Genomic DNA, 19,293 nt, shown 5'->3' with positions numbered 1-19,293 from the left:
AAACGCACCCTTTTGCTAAGGGTGCATTTATTTTATAGAGGTGATGGAAAAGGAGTGTGGATCGCTTTATGTTAAAAAAAATCATATTACCGTGTTGTTTTGCAGCAGGAATGTCCCTAGCGCAAACTTACGATTTGCCCATAGTCTTCGTGGACACCAAGGGTAAATGCCTCGATAATAAAGTCACCGAAAAAATTCCCGCAACCATGCGAGTACTGGACGGGAAAACAAACAATGTGGCAGACAGTGCTAAAGGCACGTTCTACAACATTGGAATCAAAGTCAGAGGCCAGTCCTCCGCCATGTTCCCCAAACCGGGTTACGGCGTAGAAGTCCGCGATTCAACGGGTGAAGGCATGGATGTAAGTTTGTTTAACCTTCCGCCTGCAGACGACTGGGTTTTCCACGGTCCTTATGTTGACAAGAGTATGCTCCGAAATGCTCTTGCTCATTGGCTTTTTAGACAGGCAGGCCGTTACAGCCCGCGCACCAAGCATTTTGACTTGTACATCAACGGCGTTTACCGCGGCGTGTACGTGCTCATCGAAAAAATCAAACGTGGCAAGTACCGCGTTGACGTAAGCAAGCTAAAAGAAACCGACATTGCAGGCGATAGCCTTACCGGCGGTTACATTTGGGCATTCGACAAGACCGGAACCAACACCGGTGGCGCAGGCAGTGGCCCAATTGAAAAGGAAGGATTTAGCACTTCTGACGGCTTGAACGTCATTTTGCACTACCCCAAGAAAGAAAACATTCAAAAGCAGCAGGAAAACTACCTGAAACAATATTTGAACAATCTTGAAGGCTTGTTCAAGAATGGTGGTAGCGGAAAGGGATACGACAAGTATGTCGATGTTGGCTCTGCTGTAGATTACGTTCTGCACCAGGAAGTCACCAACAACGCAGACTCCTATTGGTGCAGTTTCTTCTTGTACAAACCCAAAGATAAGGGTGGCAAGAATGGCAAAGAACTCAAAGAAGGCAAAGTTACACTTGGCCCTCCATGGGACTTCAACCTCGCTATGAGCAATGGCAGCCAGCCCGAAAATGGTGGCGGCCAAGGCGGCGGTGGCGGCGGCATGTGGGGTGGCGGCGGCTTTGGCGGTGGCTTCGGTGGCGGCTTCAGTAGCTCCGGCAACGGTTGGCAAATAGAAAACAGCATGAAGAGCGGTGGTGGCATGATGGGAAGTTCCTTGAAGGCTCCGAACTGGCTCTTGAAAATGTGGAAAGACGCCGATTACCAGAAAGAACTGAAGGCTCGTTGGGCTGAACTCCGCAGTGGCGTTTGGCACACCAAAACTTTAGACCTCTACTTGGATTCCATGAAGACGTACCTGAAGAGCGCTGCCGACAGAAACTTCAAGCGTTGGCCGAACTTGGGCAAGGCTAGCGGTCAAAACGATCCTGATCCACAGCCGATGAAATTCTGCAACAGCAGTGGTGGTGGCTTTGGCATGGCCATGGGTGGCTACAATGCAACAACTTGGGATGGCGAAGTCGAACATCTCCGCAAAAAGATGAAAGAAAGAATGGCCTGGATGGATCAACAGCTCGGATTCTCTGAACCCGCAAGCCCAGTTGTGATGGCTCCTGTCGATCCTTCAATCCATGAACCGGATTGGCAAAAGGACAATGACAATGATTCCATTCCTGGTACCGTAAAAATCCACCCGGATAATTTCAGTAGGCTCTCCCCGACAAACTACTTTGTCGTGAACGGCAACAACATTGAAATTCAAACGGATTTAGGCGGAACATTTGCCATTGTTGACTTGAACGGTGCTGTTCTGTACAAAACAAGAATCAAGACGGGAACCACGATGTTGGAAGTTCCTGCAAAGGCAAGAGACAAGCACTGGATAGCAACGCTTAACGGCAAAATGCTTTCTAAATAGCTTCTAAATGAATTCCTCACTTAATAGAAATGCCGGCTCCTCGAGAGTCGGCATTTTCCTTTTCATGGGTGATGCCCGCGCAATGGCGGGCATGACAAAGTAATTACGTATTCCAGAGCCAGGTGCTGAGGTAACGTTCACCGGTATCCGGGAGCACAGCGACAATACGCTTGCCCTTAAATTCCGGGCGCTTGGCAACAGTGAGTGCGCATTCAAGAGCGGCACCCGACGAAATCCCGACAAAGATTCCTTCTTCGGCAGCAGCTGCGCGAGCGGCATTTCCCGCCTTCTCGGTGCTTGTGAGGTAGACCTCGTCAATCACCTTCGGATCGTAATTCTTCGGAACAAAGTTTGCACCGATGCCCTGAATCTTGTGCGGGCCAGCAACGCCCTTGGAAATCATCGGAGAATCGTCCGGTTCAATTGCAATCACGTAGACGTTCGGATTCTTTTCCTTGAGGAACTTTGCCGTACCAGAAACGGTCCCGCCCGTGCCTGCGGTAGCGATGAACACATCCACCTTGCCATCCGTATCGCGCCAGATTTCCGGACCTGTTGTGAGGTAATGCGCTTCGGGATTTGCAGGATTGTCGAACTGCTGCGGGATGAAACTTCCCGGGTTGGCAGCGGCAATTTCATTCGCCTTCGCAATGCAACCTGCCATGCCCTTAGCACCTTCGGTCAGCACTACTTCGGCACCGAGCGATTTCAAAAGCATACGGCGTTCCATGCTCATGGAATCGGGCATCGTGAGCACCACCTTGTAGCCCTTGACGGCACCGACATAAGCAAGGCCCACGCCCGTGTTACCGCTCGTCGGCTCAATGATAAGCGCACCCGGCTTGAGCTTACCTTCCTGCTCGGCACGTTCAATCATGTTGAGCGCCACGCGGTCCTTTGCGCTACCGAGCGGGTTGAACATTTCGAGTTTCACATAGACTTCGGCATCGCCCTTATTGAGCTTGTTAATGCGAACGAGCGGCGTATTGCCAATCGTTTCGAGAATGTTGTTATAAATAGCCATAAAAAAGGAACCCACCGGCGTAGCCGGTGGTTCTTCATATGCGGGCCCTGCCCTAGGATACTAGCCACGCGTCACGTCGCGTAACACGATCTGCCACTTGCGAGTTTTCCTTACCGGCGGCCCGTAAACGGGCTATAGTTTTCCCAGCATTGTCAACTGTTCTCCGTACTGGTCTTCCTTCAGCTGATTTTGAATATACGTTGCAATCCTTGCCGTATTTTTACCAGTCGTGTCAACATAGTAGCCGCGACACCAAAATTCCCTGTTACGGTATTTGAACTGGAGTGATTTGTACTTTTCGTAGATCATCAGGCTACTTTTCCCTTTCAAGTACCCGACAAAACCCGAAACGCTCACTTTGGGTGGAATCTCGACCAACATGTGAACGTGATCCGGGCAAACCTCAGCCTCCAAAATATTGACCTGTTTCCATTCGCAAAGCTTTCTCAGGATTGCCCCGATTTCAACCTTTTTCTCCCCGTAAAAAACTTTCCTTCTAAATTTAGGAGCAAACACAATATGGTATTTGCAGTTCCACGATGTATGAGCTAATGTGTTATTATTTCTATAATTCATTTGAAATCCTTTGATTTTATTGTTATGCAGTTGGCAGACCGCATATCAACAGTAATCAAGGGATTTCTTTTTATCCGAGGACGCAACGCCAGAAGGCTCTTTTGAACCACCAGCCTAGCTGGTGGTTTTCATTTATACAAAAAAGTTCTCCGTACTATACGGAGAACAATCTAGAATTATTATAGAGGAATTGCAAACTGTCAATCTATAACGGGCTTCACAAAAGCTTTATACGCATTTCTGAACATGTTTTTCTGTTGTCCAAGAATTCCTTCAAACGTAATTCCCGAAAAATTCTTGACGGCACACACTACTGCCACATCCGCATTAAATGCCGGACTATATTCATAAAACGAACCACGAGTAGATTCACATTCCGTTTTGAAAGCTTCTATAACTTGACCAGCATAAGAACCAAGCGTAGCACGTACCATATAAACTATAAAGGATTCAGAAACTTGAAGTGTCGTTACAGGAATGTTACCCATACCACCATATACATCTTGTGGAAGCACATTCATAGAACGTTTCACACCATTTTCTTCGCGATACACATCAACCTCGCTACGTTCCGTTCCTTCGCCACGAACATAGAACATTTCCTTTTCAGTCGTAAAACGATATTCGGCTTCGTAACTTAAAAATATCGTCATGCCATCAATAGCATCAGTCTTTGTCTTTTGAGGATAAGCTCTCGCAAGGCTATCCAAAACAGAGCGTTCTGCATCAGACACATTCAAAGTTTCAACATTCGGCTTTATGACAAAGGAACGATTGGAATTCGTATCTACACCAATGGCGGAATAAGACGGTAATTCCTGACGCGGATCCACGGGCTTCACCTCCAATTCATTGCACTTTTTCCCTGTTTCTTCCAAGCATTTAATATTGGGATCAACGAAACTACTCGTCGGCTTATTTCCCGTACTTGAACTAGACATATCGCGAGATGTCGAAGACGGAGTTGTAAAACGCCCCGTCGTTGAGCTAGCGCCTTTGGAAATAGCGTTGCACACATTCCCCGAGAACTTCGAGAAATCCTTGAAGAGTTCATTGAAATCGACGGACGCTTCTGCAGGTTTAGTCGAGCAAGTACCAGGAACAGTCTCTGTACACACAGTCATAGCAACAGCTCTATCATCAACGCAATAGGCAATCACATTACCATGTTCATCACAGGATTCTTTGTTATTACTACCATTGAAAACAAGCGCCCTGGATTGGCACGATGCGACAAATTCCGCAAGCACGCTATCACAAGAGCTTCCAAAGTTTTTCATTTCTATGGAGTTTTCAACAAGGCCATCATTCACCTTGAGTTTTGCCTCAAAAGATTTTCCATCAGCCGTGCAACCCGCTTCAGCGCCGTTTTCTTCGCCATAGACAGAAATATCGGCATTGTCAACATTCATTACCTCTGTTGCCTTGGTCGAGAAAGCAATTCGAACAGGCACATTCATCGAAGCGCTACTGTTATTCGCAACTGATGAACTACTATTTTCTGCAATGGCGTTGCTTTCAATCGCAGCACCACTGACATTGTTGTCGGTGCAACCCATTAAAGCGAGAACTCCCGCAGCCATAGTGAATTTAATTACGTTATTCATAAGATTCCTCCTCAACCTTTTTTGTTAAAGGGAACAACTGAAGATTCAGTCGATAAACTTGGTTGATGTTTTCATATTCAGCAGCGATGTTTGCCACCTTGCGTACAAACGCGTCTAGTTCCTGCGAAATGCGGGCGTAGGCTTCTTCGCAAAGCCCAAGCGTAGCCCCCGTGAAATGACGTTCTTCGATTGGGAACTTATCTATAGCCGTTCTCGCAAGCGATGCCATTTCTTTGTGCATGCCACGAACTGCAATCGGCAAAGATTCCTTTGTTCCAATCACCGTTTTTTCAGTCTGCACATAAGTATGCTCTGCCTCACGCTTGAGAAATCCCGTCTGCACCAGGAATGCCAGCGAGTCACGTACCTGTTCTGCCGAAATCACCTGATGGCAAGTTTTCGCCATTTCGAGCGGGCGCTTTCCAGGCATCATCGGAGCGAGTTCGCGAATCGTCGGATTTTTCCACGATTCATAGAATTCAAAAGATTCCGCATCGACAACGCGCACTTGATGCTCGTGAGCAATCTTCTGCATTTCAAGAAGCGCCTCTTTTTTCACGGAGTCCTTCATTGCATTGCCGAACTTGACCATTTGCGTGAAGTAAGCAAACTCGTGCCCCACAAGCCCCATCGCATGTGCGACCTGTTCCATCTTGACAAGACTCAAGCTGCTCTTGCCTTCGCAAACAAGCTTTAGGTAAACCGGCGACTTGAAGCCAGCCAGCTTGGAAAACTCACGCCACGAAAATGCGCTCGTCCTTTTACGCTCTTCGTAAAAGTCCTGCATGTACAGGCGGTAATCCTTATATTCTGTTATCGGTTTCATAAGTAGTCATTAGTCATTAGTCATTAGTCATTAGTCATTAGTTATTAGTCAATGGTCATTGGTTAGAACAACCGTTCTTACATGTATAAATTTAAGTTTTTAGCGAACTGCATGCAATATTCAAAATGATACAAAATCAAAGAAAATTGCAAATTTTTAGATATTTATATAAATATTTTTCAATTTTAAAATCTAAAAGATACACAATGTATCATTAATAAAAAAGTCACTGGATCCTGCTCCTCCGAACCTAATTCAACTAAGGCACTAAAGTGCCAAGTTTCATATATCGGCACCGTTACACTCCGCTCAGGATGACAAGAATGAGCAGATCCAATAACCCAATTACTCCAACTTATTACAAAAATGTGTCACAAAAGTTTCCTCACAGGCGCAAAATGAGGTATATTAAAATAAACCTATCAATGAGGAAGTTATTATGGCAAATAAATACGCAGGTACCCAGACCGAAAAGAATTTGGAAGCCGCTTTCGCAGGCGAATCCCAGGCCCGCAACAAGTACACCTACTTTGCAAGCCGCGCCAAAAAGGACGGCTTTGAACAGATTGCCGCTTTGTTCCAGAAAACCGCTGACAACGAAAAGGAACACGCCAAGCTCTGGTTCAAGGAACTCGAAGGCATCGGCGACACCGCCCAGAACCTGAAGGCCGCCGCCGAAGGCGAAAACTACGAATGGACCGACATGTACGAAGGTTTCGCGAAGACCGCTGAAGAAGAAGGCTTCACCGCGCTCGCCAAGAAGTTCCGCATGGTCGCCGCCATCGAAAAGAAGCACGAAGAACGCTACCGCGCCCTCCTCAAGAACGTGGAAACGGCCAAGGTCTTCGAAAAGAGCGAAGTCAAGGTTTGGGAATGCCGCAACTGCGGACACATCGTGGTCGGCACGAAGGCCCCGGAAGTCTGCCCCGTCTGCGCCCACCCGCAAGCCTACTTCGAAGTTCACGAAGAAAACTACTAAGAGCCGAGAGTCGCGACAAGAAGCGCGGGATGTTACAACAAGACACCGCGCCGCTCGTCTAGACTAAAATTCATTGAACAGGCACCGGAGAAATCCGGTGTTTTTTTTTACAAAAAAGCCCCGGCTCATTTCGAACCGAGGCAAAATTTTTAATCGTTTACAGGAACTTTTACTTGACCTGCATCTTCATGGTCTTGACCGCAGAACCCTGCTGCACACGAACCACATAAGAACCGCTAGGCATCGCACCGAATGTATGCACGAAGCTGCCAGCAGCCATTTTTTCGCTATGATTTTCAACAGCATGGCCCATCATGTCAAAAACCTGAACCTTTACAATACCGGCCTTGGCAATAGTCATGTGCAAGGCATTGCCCTGGAGAGATGCGTTGAAAGCCTTAGCAACCTTGGCTGCAGCGATGCCAACAGACGGAAGAGTTCCTACGCACTTGACATTGTCAATTGCAAGTTCAGTTCCGAGATTAGCAGCAGAGAGTTTTTCATCAACCACCCAGGTCAACTTGGAAACAGCAGCCCAGGAGAAAGCCTTGATGCTGCCCGGAGCCACCTCGGCAACCCATTCAGGCTGAGACATGGTAGAAACCGTCACCGTCTTCCAAGCAGAAGCGGCATTCTGGTCCGGAGCAACGTGTTCATAACCAGCATTGGCCTTGACACCAGCCACAGAAGCGCGGAGATGGTGACCAGAACCCTTGTAATCATACCGCACTGCAGTGCAATTAGCAAGAATACCTTCATCAAAGGCAATTTCCATACCGACAGACGGATAAGTCGTGTCACCCGGAGTAATACCAGAAATGCCAGTCATTGCAGCATAGGAATTTGAGCCATCCGTAGCGATCATATCCCAGGATTTGTCCGTTCCCTGCGTATTGGTGAAAGATCCACCCGCAGAGTACAAGTACCAGTAAGCCTTCTTGCCGAGACTTTCCGCAGTCGTGTTACCATCGTCAAAGTCGTCAATCGTAGCCGTCGTACCTGCCGGAGGATTCGTAGTACCGCCACCAGGATTCGAGGAAGAACCACCAGCATAACCTGCACAGTTCACATCATCAATGTAGAGGTAGTTCGAAGTAGCCTCTCCCTTGACTTCCCAAGCGAGCTGCACAACATCAGCCATTTTCAAAGCGACTGTGGTACCCCAGCCCTTATCCTGAGCAAGCTGCGATACAGGAACCGAAGCCGTTTTCCAAGCCGTACTGCCAGCAAGAGCCTTTGAATGCCTGTTGTATTCGGTCAATGCACCCGTTTCGTCGCCATCCATCACAGCCTTCAAATTATGGCCAGCACCCTTGTACTTGTAAGAGATCGTGGTACAGCCAGAAAGACCGCCAGCGACATTCAGGCCAAGAACAACATAAGGATCATAAGGATTGTCTCCCTGAACAAGCTTAATACCCGTCAAGCCGGCCCCATATTTTGAGCCATCCGCAGCGGCCTCTTCCAACACGACAACAAGGCCATATTGATCTTCAACATTCGAGTAAGTCGAAGCCCCCTGGTCGTTCTTGTCGTTGTAGGCATACCAGGCATCGTCCTTGCCAGTCTTGGCCAAGCCGTTGCCATCTTCAAAATCGTCAATGTTTGCAGTTGACTGTGCAGAAGCCATAGCTGCCGTTGCACACACCGTAAATAGGATTTTCTTATCCATCGTTCCTCCAAGTTTGTTAGAAAGTAATTTAACTTTAGAAAACGCCTCTGTCAAGCATATAATTTTCTCACACAGCCCTCACAAACAAAATCACAGCCAAATTGCGATTTTCGCCATTCAAATGAATCATTTATGATACAATTTGTATCTACAACTAAGCATTCATTTATTCTTCGTTAATTTGCCGCCCACGATGAGCACTAGAAAGGCGGCACCGCCAACGCCCACAATCTTCTTGATATCGCTCCAAAATTCGCGACGTTTTTCTTTGCACGATTCGCAAAGTTTTTCGGAGCTTTCGGCTTTATCGCAGCCGCATTTTTGGCATTTATTCCATAATTTTTGAAGCATTGGCAAATTCCTTAATTTTTGGAGGTCGTGAAGGCTCTTTTAAAATACCATTTTCCTAAAATTGAGAGTAATGGAGATTACGGATTTGGGAAAGGCATTTTTATCCCAACATATATATATATTTACAGAGATTTTCTTCAGCGTCTATTTTACTGTGACATAAAAAATGTCACAGTAAAACTGAGAATTTATTTTTCAATATACACGAAAGACTGCGGGGCTGCAGAAATGCCGTATTCTGCAAGCGTCTTAGGCGTATCAAATTTCTGCAGTTCGCCCAATTGGTAAGCATATGCCACCGACCGGTTGGCGTAGTAATCCATGAATTTCGGGCGAGAAATTCCTGCATGAGTTCGAGTCTTCTCCCAAAGTTTCTTTGGGGAATCCTTTATGACACCAATAACTTCGACCATCGCAACCACTTTCATTTCTGGAGCGGTTGAATAAATCAGAATGCGGTCCACCTTTCTTTTGGCGACGCTTCTGCGGAACTCAAATTTTTTTGAACCTTCGAGAATCCGGTTGGTGTATTCGGGTTTAATGGAAAGAAGAATCGTACACATGTTTAACCATCCACAAATTTAACATTTGTATTCGAATCCGAGAGAATCTGTTTGAAAACCTCATCAGATATTCGCATAAATGGACGCGGTCCATTAGGAGGTTCGACCACGCCAAGTCGATGCAAATAATCCAAAGTCAGGCGTTTCTTCAGGCTTTTTACAAAAACAAATTTCAAAACCATCAAATTGGCCCGATGCCGGTTCCAAAAATAATCAAGATCATCTTTTGAAAACACACTTCTATTTTGGCATTGCTTCAAGAAGTCTTCTTTATTATTGAATCCATAATGAATTCGGTCGACCATCCCTAAAGTTGTCAAGACCGACGTGTATTTCTTATTGGAGCCATCTTCACCCATTCTGTAGAACAGAACCAAATCACCGGGATTGATATTCCGCTCCGGCGACCACGAAATATAGACTTTCTGCAAAGCGTATTTCTGGGCGTCTTTGCCCATAAAGTCAATTTGCTTTTCTGTTTTCAGGATAGAATCCGGCAACAATGAAGTATGGTATTTCGCCATTATCGGAAGAATAAATTTCTGCTTGTCGAACAGAATGTTTGGGAAATTATTCTTTGCTGACAATTCAGGGTTAAATGCGTTCAATTTCTTGACGAATACAGCCTCTTCTTTCCCATAGGAGTGTTTTATGCCATGCCGCACAAAGCCCCATGTTTCCAACAAACCCTTCAGAGCCTCCAATTTCGGACTATCCTCAAAAAAAGTAACGTAAATCTCATCTACTTTTCGGTAAAGAGCATTGTCGAAAATAATCTTTATGAAGCGTTCTCCAAGTCTAAATCCGGAAACATCAACTTTGAATGTTCCGATTTTCAGTCTTTTCTTTGGCAAAAAACTCGGCTCAATACTTGAGTAGTTTTCGGACTGATCTTCTGTTTTGATGTACAGGACCCCCTTTATAACCCCCTCATCGGTACGACAAACGTAGGCCTCTTCTTCGCTTTTCTTGTTGAACCAGGGAACAAAATCAGGATAAGCCTCTTTAAGGCTGTCAAAGAATACGTCATTCAAATCAATGTCGCCAAAAAGCTCCTTTTTGACGGAGAGCATCTTGTAGCTGATTAATTCGGGATATTCTTCGGTTTTTTCTGAAACGAATTCATTAATCGAATAGACTTTCTGCCCAATGCCGAGCTTGCGGGCCTTTTCTCGAAGTTTTTTGTCTTCTGTAATCAGCAAATCTACGCGATTATTGAAGACCTCGCATAGCAGCTGATGGTCAATTTTGTCGTTCGATGATTCTTCTTTCGGCATTTTCGCCAAAAAAACTTCTTGGGGAACAGAGACCGATTTCAAGATTGTATACGCAGGCAACTTCGTTTCATAAAGTTCCTGCATATTTTTGTCCTTATAGCCCTTTAACTCTTCAAGAGACCACGGATGAATGCACTTTTCGTAATGCAGTTTATCAAGCCAATAAAACAAAAGCCCAATCGACGGATTCGTCACCTTCACATTTTCGCGATGAATCACGATATTTGTATCTAAAAGGACTTTCATTGCATTCTCCTAATAAAAAAACTATTCTCACTAAATATACAATCCACTAGCGACATATTATGACATTTTGGAACATTTATGCGAAAATTAATCAAAATCTATGGATTGGGGTTTCAGCCGAAACGCATCAGGGTCGACAGTCATCTTATAAATATTCATATCAGAATTGAGCAATCGTGCAACTTTCAAAATTTCCTTTTGCTTATCTTCGGGCGTATTAATACCAATGTAAAGCGAACAAAAGCACTCTCTACCAATTTGTGGATAAAAACGAAGATCCTTAATGTCGCTATTTCTTTTTCTGTTCTTTGTCTTAGGTCGAAATTCACAAGGAGTAAGTCCGGGATAAGGTTCACTCATCAACAAACGAACTTCTTGTTCATGCTCCCATGCCTTTGCTTTTGTGCCTAGTTGATAATCAAAAAATCTTCCGTTATCTATATCATGGAAATAATCTGGCTTCTTGACAATATCTTTATATTGGACCTCCAATTTATGCACTCCAATATAGTTTCCATGCCATATTTGAGACAAATATTTATCCGCTTTTTCCATATTTATCCCAATGCATACGCCATTATGATTTCCATAATAGCTCCACATAAGTAAAGCATCATTGACCTTAGACAAACTGCAAATCCAAGCATTTTCCCAATTTCTTTTGTACGGGAAGGATTCTAATAATTTGATGATATCGGGAGGCCAAATTTTACATTTTGCTTCAGGAACATTCGAAAAATTTATTAGACCAGGATGACAATCGAAAGGATCATTCAGTCTTGATGCATTGGTAAATTGAAGATTATGACATTTTAACATCTTCAAACCACCTTCGACATCTAGGTACTTGTATAATAAATTTGGAATCATCGTATCCCTTTTGAATATTGCTTAGACGTTTTCTACAGTTTCTTTTTTGTTGCCTATTATAAGAGTTTCACTAGCTTGTTTTATTTTTTCATTATAAAAAAGAACGTCATCTACAGAAATAGGATTTTCAAAGAGTTCTTTTTCATCAAATAGTAATGCCAATTTGGGGCTTATGGGATAATATAATTGTATTTCTTTAGCAGGCGTATTGTCATATTCTGATTTTATGTTTATAACAGGTTGATCTCCTGTAATAAACGGAATATTGGTCTTATTTTTTAACAAAGATACCTTTGCTGAAGAAATCCAGGAGCCGATGGCATCTGAGAAAAAAACGTAATTCCAATAGAACATAAAATTATCACTAATTTGAAACAGACCCTCGGGCAAGCAATTTATTTTTCCATTTCGACATTTTGGAGTTCTTGTATATTGCATCCCTAAAAAAATGCTGAATATATTTTTATCGTATTGATTGTCTAGCACATCTATTGAGCCTTTTCTTATGGATTGTAATATTGATACGGTTCTTTGTTCCATATCTGCATATTCACATTCCAAAGCATTTTTGCGTGTGTTGTCGCTGTGTAAACTGTATTCAATAAGATTCCTTAACTTCAGATTTAATATGTTACGATTCTCTTTGGGCATGGTGTTAATGCCAGCCTCAATCAGACCTATTTCATCGTTTGTTAATGGCGTAATTTCATAAAAACGACGTTCCTGTGCAATATTTTCTGTTGATGTATTAAAAATATTCCCATTTCTATTGCACCAAATTTTGTTTCCTTCAAAGCACCAGGCTTTCAAGTAGAATTCCCAAACATAATGTTGTTTCTTTACATCGTTATACATCACAATTCTTTGTCTAATACTCACTCCTGAATTAAATCTGAAAACATGCGGTCTATTTTTTCAGCATCACTTAATGTTGATGTAATTACTTCATCTTCGTAATCATCGCGTTCTGACGCCCAACGGTCTTCTCTAGCCTGAACACTTATTTGTTCAACAAGAAAGCTAGCATTAATTCCATTTTGAATTTCTTCAAAATCATCATCATCTAACCATTGATAATCTTGACCCAAATCTTCCTGAATGCTTTCAAATCTTCGATATATTTGGCCCTCTGTAATATCTTCATCAAATTCATAATCGAAAGACTCTAATATTCTGTCATTTACCCCATTTTTTAGCACATTTACAATTTCTCGCCGAATTTTTTCTAAAACACTTTCCTGGCAAAAAGGAGAATCTTTATAAACTTCATAAATATTGCAGTAACCGGCAGAATCATCCTGAAGTTCTTCTATATGTTCATTCAAGAAATCAGACCAATCATATTTGTCAATTGTTTTTGAAATAATGGAAAGAAGAGTGTCTCGATTCCTCTGAGATATCACTAAATCATTGTGATTAATCGCATCAATGAGAAAGTCAATGTTTTCAAACACATTCAAGCAGTCCATCAGTTTAAGTTTTGCATCATCCCATTCGTCATTTTCATATTTTCGAAGTACATTTTTTAAAATTTTTTGTTCATTTTTCATATCCATTAATTCAATAAATAAAATCGACTCAACCGTTCTTAACGCAGAACACAACTTTTCTAGTTCAGCATCATTTTTGATTGATGGCAAAACATAGTCTGATACAGATGGGTTAAAAACTGTTACGATCGTTTTCTCATGGTAGTGAGGGTAACTGATTTTTTCTATAGTCCTATTAAGAATACACCTTTCGCAGATATTTAGTGTGTATTCGTAGTCAACGCGTTCTTGTTCAGGAATTGGAAGGCTATAGAGAACTTTGGCCCGTTCATAAGCACTCTTTAAATATTTTTCTTCAATTGTATTTCTATTCGCAACAACTAATTTAACAAGTAGTCGTTGAAACTGATTTAATTGTGCAGTAAAGCATTGATGCCAAATCTCTTTCGGGTTGTCTAAAGAATCTTTCACAAAATCTAAATACGACTTATTGCTGTCTTCAAAATTGACATTTCTAGTAACAAATTCAATTAATCTTGGATTAAAATTCCTGTGGCGTATGATTTCATTATATTTTTTTAAACGAACAACATCTTGAATGCAATTTGCTTCCAAATCAGAAAGCTTTAAATGATTGCGTAAAATTTGGGCTTTCGTTATTTCATCATACTTTCCAACATCTACAATGTATTGGCTCTGTTTTAGCCGATAATTTCTATATGGTTGACTATATTCATAAGCTCTATTTACAATATTTGTTCGAGATGTCAGTATGAATAATTTATTAGGTTCATTTTGAATGGCGTTCATAAATTTGACTATGGCAGAATCACTCTTGTCTGAAATGCAATTTAGATAGTTGCTACCAAGAAAATCATCAAAATAGTAAAGAACTTTTTGCGCAGGATTGTTTAAATTATAGGATTCTCTTGAAAAATCACCTTCAAAAATTTCAATATCAAAGTCGAGAGCCAAATAATAAAAACACAAATATTCTGCTAACGTTGTTTTTCCTACGCCTGGTTCACCAGAAATAAGAACTACATGTTTTTCATCAAGTGTTTTTTGTATTCTTTTCAAATCTGGGGTTGTCACGAATTTTTCATTTATTTTGTCAAATCTATTTTTTAGCTGGTAAAAACGGCTCTTTTTTTCAGAATGAAGAACTTGTTCTATCAATTCTGCATTAAGGCTCCACAATTTCACCATTGATTTTAATACTTTGGGATTATTATCGAGCAATTCGCAAATACTTTTATATCCTAAAACAACAGCATCTTTTACATACGTAGAAATTATTGTTTTCAACTCAACCGTCTGATGATGCGTCAAATCAAAGGATGTCACTAAAACGTATGCTTCGGGTTGTTCTTTTTTTATTTTTTTTATTTCCTCATTTTCTATAACACTTTTTAATTTTTGATAATTCGCATAATGCTTTACTTGAATCATTGCTTTTTCGGGGATTTTCACACGATATCCATCATATCCATCATCCCGCCCCATTCGATATTGTTCAACAACAATATCCTTTTGAGACAGCAACTTATTTACCATTTCCTCAAATTCTTCAGGACTCAATACTGAAAAATCGTATTTCACAAGAGGCTCCTTTTACAGCACCTTAAAGAGTTGTTCTAATTTGGCGACGATTCGTTTTTGTTCGGCTAAGGGAGGAAGGGGTAATAACATTTTTCCTAAAGTTTTACCATTACAATTAGGTTGTGCAGTTGCAATCGTCCCTTCTCGTAATTGTTCCCAATAAAAAGAACTTTCCATAAAAAACTTTAAATATTGCGGACTCAACAATTCTGAATTATATCGAGTTCGAATCAAGTAACCTGCATAAACAGCTTCTGTGGAAATATCACCAACCAAATAAGATTTTCCAACAGTACCTCCTGTTCGAGCGAATAAAATGTCATTCTTTTGGAGGAGATATGTTGGAATTTCACTTTCTTTTATTTGACAATAGGGGACTTTACTCCATTCAATTTTATTGTCATGAATGTCGCTAATTCTGACCATTTTTATTCGTCCAGATTGTAGTGCTGGAGCGTTATATCCATATTGAATGGAATCAGACAATTCTCCCCATCTTGCCCATACCCAATTCTCAGGAATTTCAAAGGGAATTTCATCTGAAATATCTTTGGGAGTGGCAGTGCCGATTTGTTCGTACCACACTCCGTTTTCGCGGTAGATGCGGGAAGGCGGGTTCTTGGATTGCTTCGTCGCCTTAGCTCCTCGCAATGACGCCTTCTTTGAGCCTTTACTGGATTCTTCGCTGCGCTCAGAATGACGTGAAAGGGCGATTTTTTCCAGTATTTTTTGGGCGGGTTCGTCTTTGGGGTTCTGTGGGACGAGTTTGCCTTGGATTGCTTGCTGGAGGATGCTTTTTTTGAGGGCTTCGGGGAGTTCCTTGTTGAGTTTGTCGAGTTGTTCCTGGGCGGCTCCGTATTCTTCGGCGAGCGGGAGAACTTGTTCAAGTTTTGCGACGATTCGTTTTTGTTCGGCTAGGGGCGGGAGGGGAAATAAAGTCGTTAAGACATTTCGAATGGACAACTTTGGTTGCGCCATCTGATTGGTCAATGCTTTAAATTGACTCTGAACAAAGGGCGAGTTAAAACATTTTACAATAAAATCTTTATCAATGCAAATATTTGTTATTTTATCTGCATTTTCAGTTAAATTCATATTATCAAATTTTTCAGGAACAATCCCCACGGCGCCAATTGTTCCTGCAACAGTTATATAAAGGTCATTCTTTGAGATCGTATAGTTTTTTATTTTTTCATAAACATCATCAGAGATATATCGTAAATCTCTGTCAATAATCGTGCCATTTTTCATATCAGTGACGCGAATATAAATGTGCTTTGTAACAGTTTTCATCCACGAATTTCCCAAAGGAATTCGTTTTCCTCCTTTGACATCCATTACTTGTGATACTCTGCACCACGCCCAATTTTCAGGAATTTCAAATGGGATTTCATCTGAAATGTCCTTGGGGGCGGCAGAGCCGACTTGTTCGTACCACACACCGTTTTCGCGGTAGATACGGGATGTCGGGTTCTTGGATTGCTTCGTCCCCTTACAGGGGCCTCGCAATGACGTAGATAAGGATTTCTTTGAATTCTTACTGGACCCTATCGCTTCGCTCCAGGGTGACACGTCACCATTTCGGGATGCGGCGATGCGTTCCAATAATTTCTGGGCGGGTTCGTCCTTGGGATTCTGCGGAACGAGCTTGCCTTGTATCGCCCATTGCAGAATGCTGTTCTTGAGTTGCTTTCCGTCCATCGTCGCTAGCTCCTAGATCCCCGAACGGAGTCGGGGATGACAATGGTGTCAATTCCCAAAAGTTTCTGGATTTCTTCAAGTTTTTTATCAATCTTGGCGTCCAGCGCGGCGCGTTTCTTGTGGTAGTCTTCCAGAAGTTCTGCGGGCGGCAACACTTCCTCTTCTTCCTTGGGGAATTTGCACTGGTCAAAGTTGCAGTCCATTTCCACGAGTTCTTTGGGGGTGAACTTGCGGGACTTTTCGCTCACGACTTCGCCGTCGTCGTTGGTCTCGAGGATTTCTTCGCGGTTGTTCCACCAGTCCATTATGGGCTTGCAGTGTTCCAGGCGCATGGGTTTCGTCTTGCTGAAGTGCTTGTAGCCTTCGGGCATGTCGAGGCGGTAGAACCAGGTTTCCTTGGTGCTGAACCCTGTCGGGGCGCCTTTCGCCTTTTCGTTGTCGAAGAACAGGATGTTCGTCGCGATGCTGGTGTAAGGGCTAAAGATGCTGCCCGGCAAGCGAATGACGGTGTGCAGGTTAAATTCGCGGAGCAACTTCTGCTTGATGGCGAGTTTTGCGCCGTCGGTACCGAACAAGAACCCGTCGGGGATAATCACGCCCGCGCGGCCCATCTTTTTGAGGCGATACATGATGAGCACAATGAAAAGGTCGGCGGTTTCGCTGCTCTGCATATTCATCGGGAAGTTCAGCTTGGCGTTCATGCCGGTGCTGCCGCCATAGGGCGGGTTCATGCCGATGCAATCCACCTTGTCGCTGTCCTTGAATTCCGTCACCTTGCGACCGAGCGAATCCGTATGGGTGATGTTCGGTTCTTCGATGTCATGGACAAGCATGTTGGTTATTGAAAGCAGATAAGGCAACGGCTTCCATTCCTGCCCGACAATGGACGACTGGAATTTTTTTTCATCGCTCGTGGTCTTTACGGAGGGTTTCAGGTAGTTCAGGCAGCTGGTCAAGAAGCCGCCCGTTCCGCTGGTAAAGTCGCCAAAGGTTTCGCCGAGTTTCGGGTGCAGCTGTTGCACGATAAAGTCGGTCAATGCACGCGGGGTGTAGAATTCGCCCGCATTACCTGCACTCTGCAAGTCCTTCAGGATTCCTTCGTAAATATCGCCGAAGGTATGGCGGTCATCAGCATCGCTAAAGTCCACTTCGTCGATGATGTTGATGAGCTTGCGGAGGATGATGCCGTCTTTCATGTACTGGTTCAAATCTTCGAAGACCATCCGCACAATCGCCTTGCCGCGAGGGGTATTCTCGTTTACGGGCAAGTTCTTGAGCGTCGGGAAAAGTTCGTTATTCACGAATGCGAGCAACGCATCGCCCGTGAGCGCCTTGCCGTCTTTTTCATCTACAGCCCAGTTGCGCCAGCGCATCTTTTCGGGAATGATGGATTTGTACTTGTCCTTGGTGCATTCCCAGATTTCTTCTTGGGCGTCATAGACCTTCAAGAAAAACATCCACACCATCTGTTCGATTCGCTGGGCGTCGCCGTTGATACCGGCATCGCCGCGCATTTCGTTCTGCAATCTTTTGACCAAGTTGTTTACGGACATATATTACCTTATAAAACCTATTTGACAATCCAGCGACCGGTTTTGTCTGAACCCTCGCGGTAAATAACCATCAGTTGCTGCAGTTTCGACATTTCACGTTCGATAGTTCGTTCAGAAACTTTCAATTTTTTCGCGACACTTGCAATCGTGATATCGTCTTTTCGGATCATATCAACAATCTTTTGCTGACGTGCTGAAAGCTTCGTTTCGATTACTGTTGAAACGTCGCCCTCAATAGGAGCATCCTTAAATTTTTTCAATGAATCAAGAATATTCTGAAGCATGAATACAATAAATGGGCTGCATTCGCCTGAAGCAGAGGACTTTGCAATGGCGTCATAATACTTTTGCTGGTTCGCATATACCAAGTTCTCTATCGGCAAATGTTCAAAGGCCGGGTTCCATTTTCCAAGAATAAGGGATTGCCAAAGCCTACCCATACGGCCGTTGCCGTCGCTAAACGGGTGTATAAATTCAAATTCGTAATGGAACACGCAAGAACGGATCAACAAATGTTCGTTGCTCTTTTTTAGCCATTCAAATAAATCTGACATAAGTATCGGCACACGATTTGGAGGCGGAGCAAAATGGACGCATTTTTTCCCTTTGAAAACGCCCTCGTTGCAGTTGCGGAAATTGCCTGCATCTAGAGCGATTCCTCGCATCATTACACCATGAGCCTTCAACAAGTCTTTAATAGAAAATGCGTTCAATTTGGGGTATAGTTCATATGTCGCCAAAGCATTCTTAACTTCAAGAATTTCTTGCACAGGAGCAAGAACCCTCTTGCCGTTAATAATGTCGCTTACCACATCTTCGCTAAGCGAATTGCCCTCGATAGCAAGGGAACTATGAATGCTCTTGATTTTATTCGCTTTACGCAATTTAAGAGAGTCGGCTTGTTCCAAACGGATGACAAATCGTTCAATCAACGACGATATTTCCGTCGCATTTTTTAAAATTTCCGAGTTCAATTTGTATGGCGGCTCGTACATATTTACTCCGACAAATAATATGACAAATACCCCGACAGATACATAGTCATTTACACTGACAAA

General features: G+C 43.1%; 16 protein-coding genes. 2 read left to right on the top strand and 14 right to left on the bottom strand.

Annotated elements, in window-relative coordinates; genetic code table 11:
- Positions 1 to 110: 110 nt before the first annotated feature.
- Complete coding sequence (locus B7990_RS01215) at positions 111 to 1,898, top strand: CotH kinase family protein (RefSeq protein ID WP_088639247.1); 1,788 nt, start codon at positions 111 to 113, stop codon at positions 1,896 to 1,898.
- A 103-nt stretch (positions 1,899 to 2,001) separates the two neighbouring features.
- Here the strand turns inward: B7990_RS01215 and cysK are convergent, their stop codons facing one another.
- From cysK to B7990_RS01195, 4 genes are all read right to left on the bottom strand, one after another.
- Positions 2,002 to 2,922, bottom strand: a complete 921-nt coding sequence (gene cysK, locus B7990_RS01210; RefSeq protein WP_088639246.1) for a cysteine synthase A — start codon at positions 2,920 to 2,922, stop codon at positions 2,002 to 2,004.
- Between the two features lie 132 nt (positions 2,923 to 3,054).
- Entirely contained in the window at positions 3,055 to 3,498 is a 444-nt protein-coding gene (gene tnpA / locus B7990_RS01205) for an IS200/IS605 family transposase (protein ID WP_088639245.1), read from the bottom strand.
- Between the two features lie 200 nt (positions 3,499 to 3,698).
- A complete protein-coding gene (locus B7990_RS15040; RefSeq protein ID WP_254917262.1) occupies positions 3,699 to 5,105 on the bottom strand; it encodes a hypothetical protein in 1,407 nt (468 codons plus the stop codon).
- Positions 5,098 to 5,931: a TIGR02147 family protein gene (locus B7990_RS01195; RefSeq protein WP_088639244.1), complete on the bottom strand. Its 834-nt coding sequence runs from the start codon at positions 5,929 to 5,931 to the stop codon at positions 5,098 to 5,100. The genes B7990_RS15040 and B7990_RS01195 overlap by 8 nt, the downstream gene beginning before the upstream one ends.
- 439 nt (positions 5,932 to 6,370) lie before the next feature.
- Between B7990_RS01195 and rbr the strand changes: the two genes are divergently transcribed.
- Complete coding sequence (gene rbr / locus B7990_RS01190; protein ID WP_088639243.1) at positions 6,371 to 6,910, top strand: rubrerythrin; 540 nt, start codon at positions 6,371 to 6,373, stop codon at positions 6,908 to 6,910.
- A gap of 169 nt (positions 6,911 to 7,079) precedes the next feature.
- Here rbr and B7990_RS01185 read toward each other — a convergent pair whose 3' ends face one another.
- From B7990_RS01185 to B7990_RS01140, 10 genes are all read right to left on the bottom strand, one after another.
- The gene (locus B7990_RS01185; protein ID WP_088639242.1) at positions 7,080 to 8,582 is read right to left on the bottom strand and encodes a T9SS type A sorting domain-containing protein; all 1,503 of its coding nucleotides are present in this window, start codon (positions 8,580 to 8,582) and stop codon (positions 7,080 to 7,082) included.
- A gap of 162 nt (positions 8,583 to 8,744) precedes the next feature.
- A complete protein-coding gene (locus B7990_RS01180) occupies positions 8,745 to 8,933 on the bottom strand; it encodes a hypothetical protein (RefSeq protein WP_088639241.1) in 189 nt (62 codons plus the stop codon).
- A gap of 188 nt (positions 8,934 to 9,121) precedes the next feature.
- Positions 9,122 to 9,496, bottom strand: coding sequence for an ASCH domain-containing protein (locus B7990_RS01175; RefSeq protein WP_088639240.1), 375 nt, complete (start codon positions 9,494 to 9,496; stop codon positions 9,122 to 9,124).
- 2 nt (positions 9,497 to 9,498) lie between these two features.
- The gene (locus B7990_RS01170; RefSeq protein ID WP_088639239.1) at positions 9,499 to 11,019 is read right to left on the bottom strand and encodes a PIN domain-containing protein; all 1,521 of its coding nucleotides are present in this window, start codon (positions 11,017 to 11,019) and stop codon (positions 9,499 to 9,501) included.
- Between the two features lie 87 nt (positions 11,020 to 11,106).
- Complete coding sequence (locus B7990_RS01165; protein WP_088639238.1) at positions 11,107 to 11,889, bottom strand: DUF2971 domain-containing protein; 783 nt, start codon at positions 11,887 to 11,889, stop codon at positions 11,107 to 11,109.
- A 21-nt stretch (positions 11,890 to 11,910) separates the two neighbouring features.
- Positions 11,911 to 12,744 (bottom strand): DUF4238 domain-containing protein, encoded by an 834-nt coding sequence (locus B7990_RS01160; protein ID WP_088639237.1) that lies wholly within the window; start codon positions 12,742 to 12,744, stop codon positions 11,911 to 11,913.
- Between the two features lie 20 nt (positions 12,745 to 12,764).
- Positions 12,765 to 14,981, bottom strand: coding sequence for a restriction endonuclease (locus B7990_RS01155; protein WP_088639236.1), 2,217 nt, complete (start codon positions 14,979 to 14,981; stop codon positions 12,765 to 12,767).
- A gap of 12 nt (positions 14,982 to 14,993) precedes the next feature.
- Entirely contained in the window at positions 14,994 to 16,682 is a 1,689-nt protein-coding gene (locus tag B7990_RS01150; protein WP_088639235.1) for a restriction endonuclease subunit S, read from the bottom strand.
- Positions 16,683 to 16,687: 5 nt separating this feature from the next.
- Positions 16,688 to 18,235 (bottom strand): class I SAM-dependent DNA methyltransferase, encoded by a 1,548-nt coding sequence (locus B7990_RS01145; RefSeq protein ID WP_088639234.1) that lies wholly within the window; start codon positions 18,233 to 18,235, stop codon positions 16,688 to 16,690.
- 17 nt (positions 18,236 to 18,252) lie between these two features.
- Complete coding sequence (locus B7990_RS01140; protein WP_088639233.1) at positions 18,253 to 19,230, bottom strand: Fic family protein; 978 nt, start codon at positions 19,228 to 19,230, stop codon at positions 18,253 to 18,255.
- Positions 19,231 to 19,293 lie beyond the last annotated feature (63 nt).

The sequence above is a fragment of the Fibrobacter sp. UWB4 genome, from assembly GCF_002210345.1.
Taxonomy (GTDB): Bacteria; Fibrobacterota; Fibrobacteria; order Fibrobacterales; family Fibrobacteraceae; genus Fibrobacter.
This window is presented reverse-complemented; position numbering and strand designations above follow the sequence as displayed.

Bases quoted from the DNA above. Each gene is read 5' to 3' on its own strand.
- B7990_RS01215 (WP_088639247.1), top strand. From the start codon at position 111: ATGTCCCTAGCGCAAACTTACGATTTGCCCATAGTCTTCGTGGACACC.
- B7990_RS01165 (WP_088639238.1), bottom strand. From the start codon at position 11,889: ATGATTCCAAATTTATTATACAAGTACCTAGATGTCGAAGGTGGTTTG.
- B7990_RS01140 (WP_088639233.1), bottom strand. From the start codon at position 19,230: ATGTACGAGCCGCCATACAAATTGAACTCGGAAATTTTAAAAAATGCG.
- B7990_RS01175 (WP_088639240.1), bottom strand. From the start codon at position 9,496: ATGTGTACGATTCTTCTTTCCATTAAACCCGAATACACCAACCGGATT.
- B7990_RS01180 (WP_088639241.1), bottom strand. From the start codon at position 8,933: ATGCTTCAAAAATTATGGAATAAATGCCAAAAATGCGGCTGCGATAAA.
- B7990_RS15040 (WP_254917262.1), bottom strand. From the start codon at position 5,105: ATGAATAACGTAATTAAATTCACTATGGCTGCGGGAGTTCTCGCTTTA.
- B7990_RS01145 (WP_088639234.1), bottom strand. From the start codon at position 18,235: ATGTCCGTAAACAACTTGGTCAAAAGATTGCAGAACGAAATGCGCGGC.
- B7990_RS01170 (WP_088639239.1), bottom strand. From the start codon at position 11,019: ATGAAAGTCCTTTTAGATACAAATATCGTGATTCATCGCGAAAATGTG.
- B7990_RS01185 (WP_088639242.1), bottom strand. From the start codon at position 8,582: ATGGATAAGAAAATCCTATTTACGGTGTGTGCAACGGCAGCTATGGCT.
- rbr (WP_088639243.1), top strand. From the start codon at position 6,371: ATGGCAAATAAATACGCAGGTACCCAGACCGAAAAGAATTTGGAAGCC.
- tnpA (WP_088639245.1), bottom strand. From the start codon at position 3,498: ATGAATTATAGAAATAATAACACATTAGCTCATACATCGTGGAACTGC.
- B7990_RS01150 (WP_088639235.1), bottom strand. From the start codon at position 16,682: ATGGACGGAAAGCAACTCAAGAACAGCATTCTGCAATGGGCGATACAA.
- B7990_RS01195 (WP_088639244.1), bottom strand. From the start codon at position 5,931: ATGAAACCGATAACAGAATATAAGGATTACCGCCTGTACATGCAGGAC.
- cysK (WP_088639246.1), bottom strand. From the start codon at position 2,922: ATGGCTATTTATAACAACATTCTCGAAACGATTGGCAATACGCCGCTC.
- B7990_RS01160 (WP_088639237.1), bottom strand. From the start codon at position 12,744: ATGTATAACGATGTAAAGAAACAACATTATGTTTGGGAATTCTACTTG.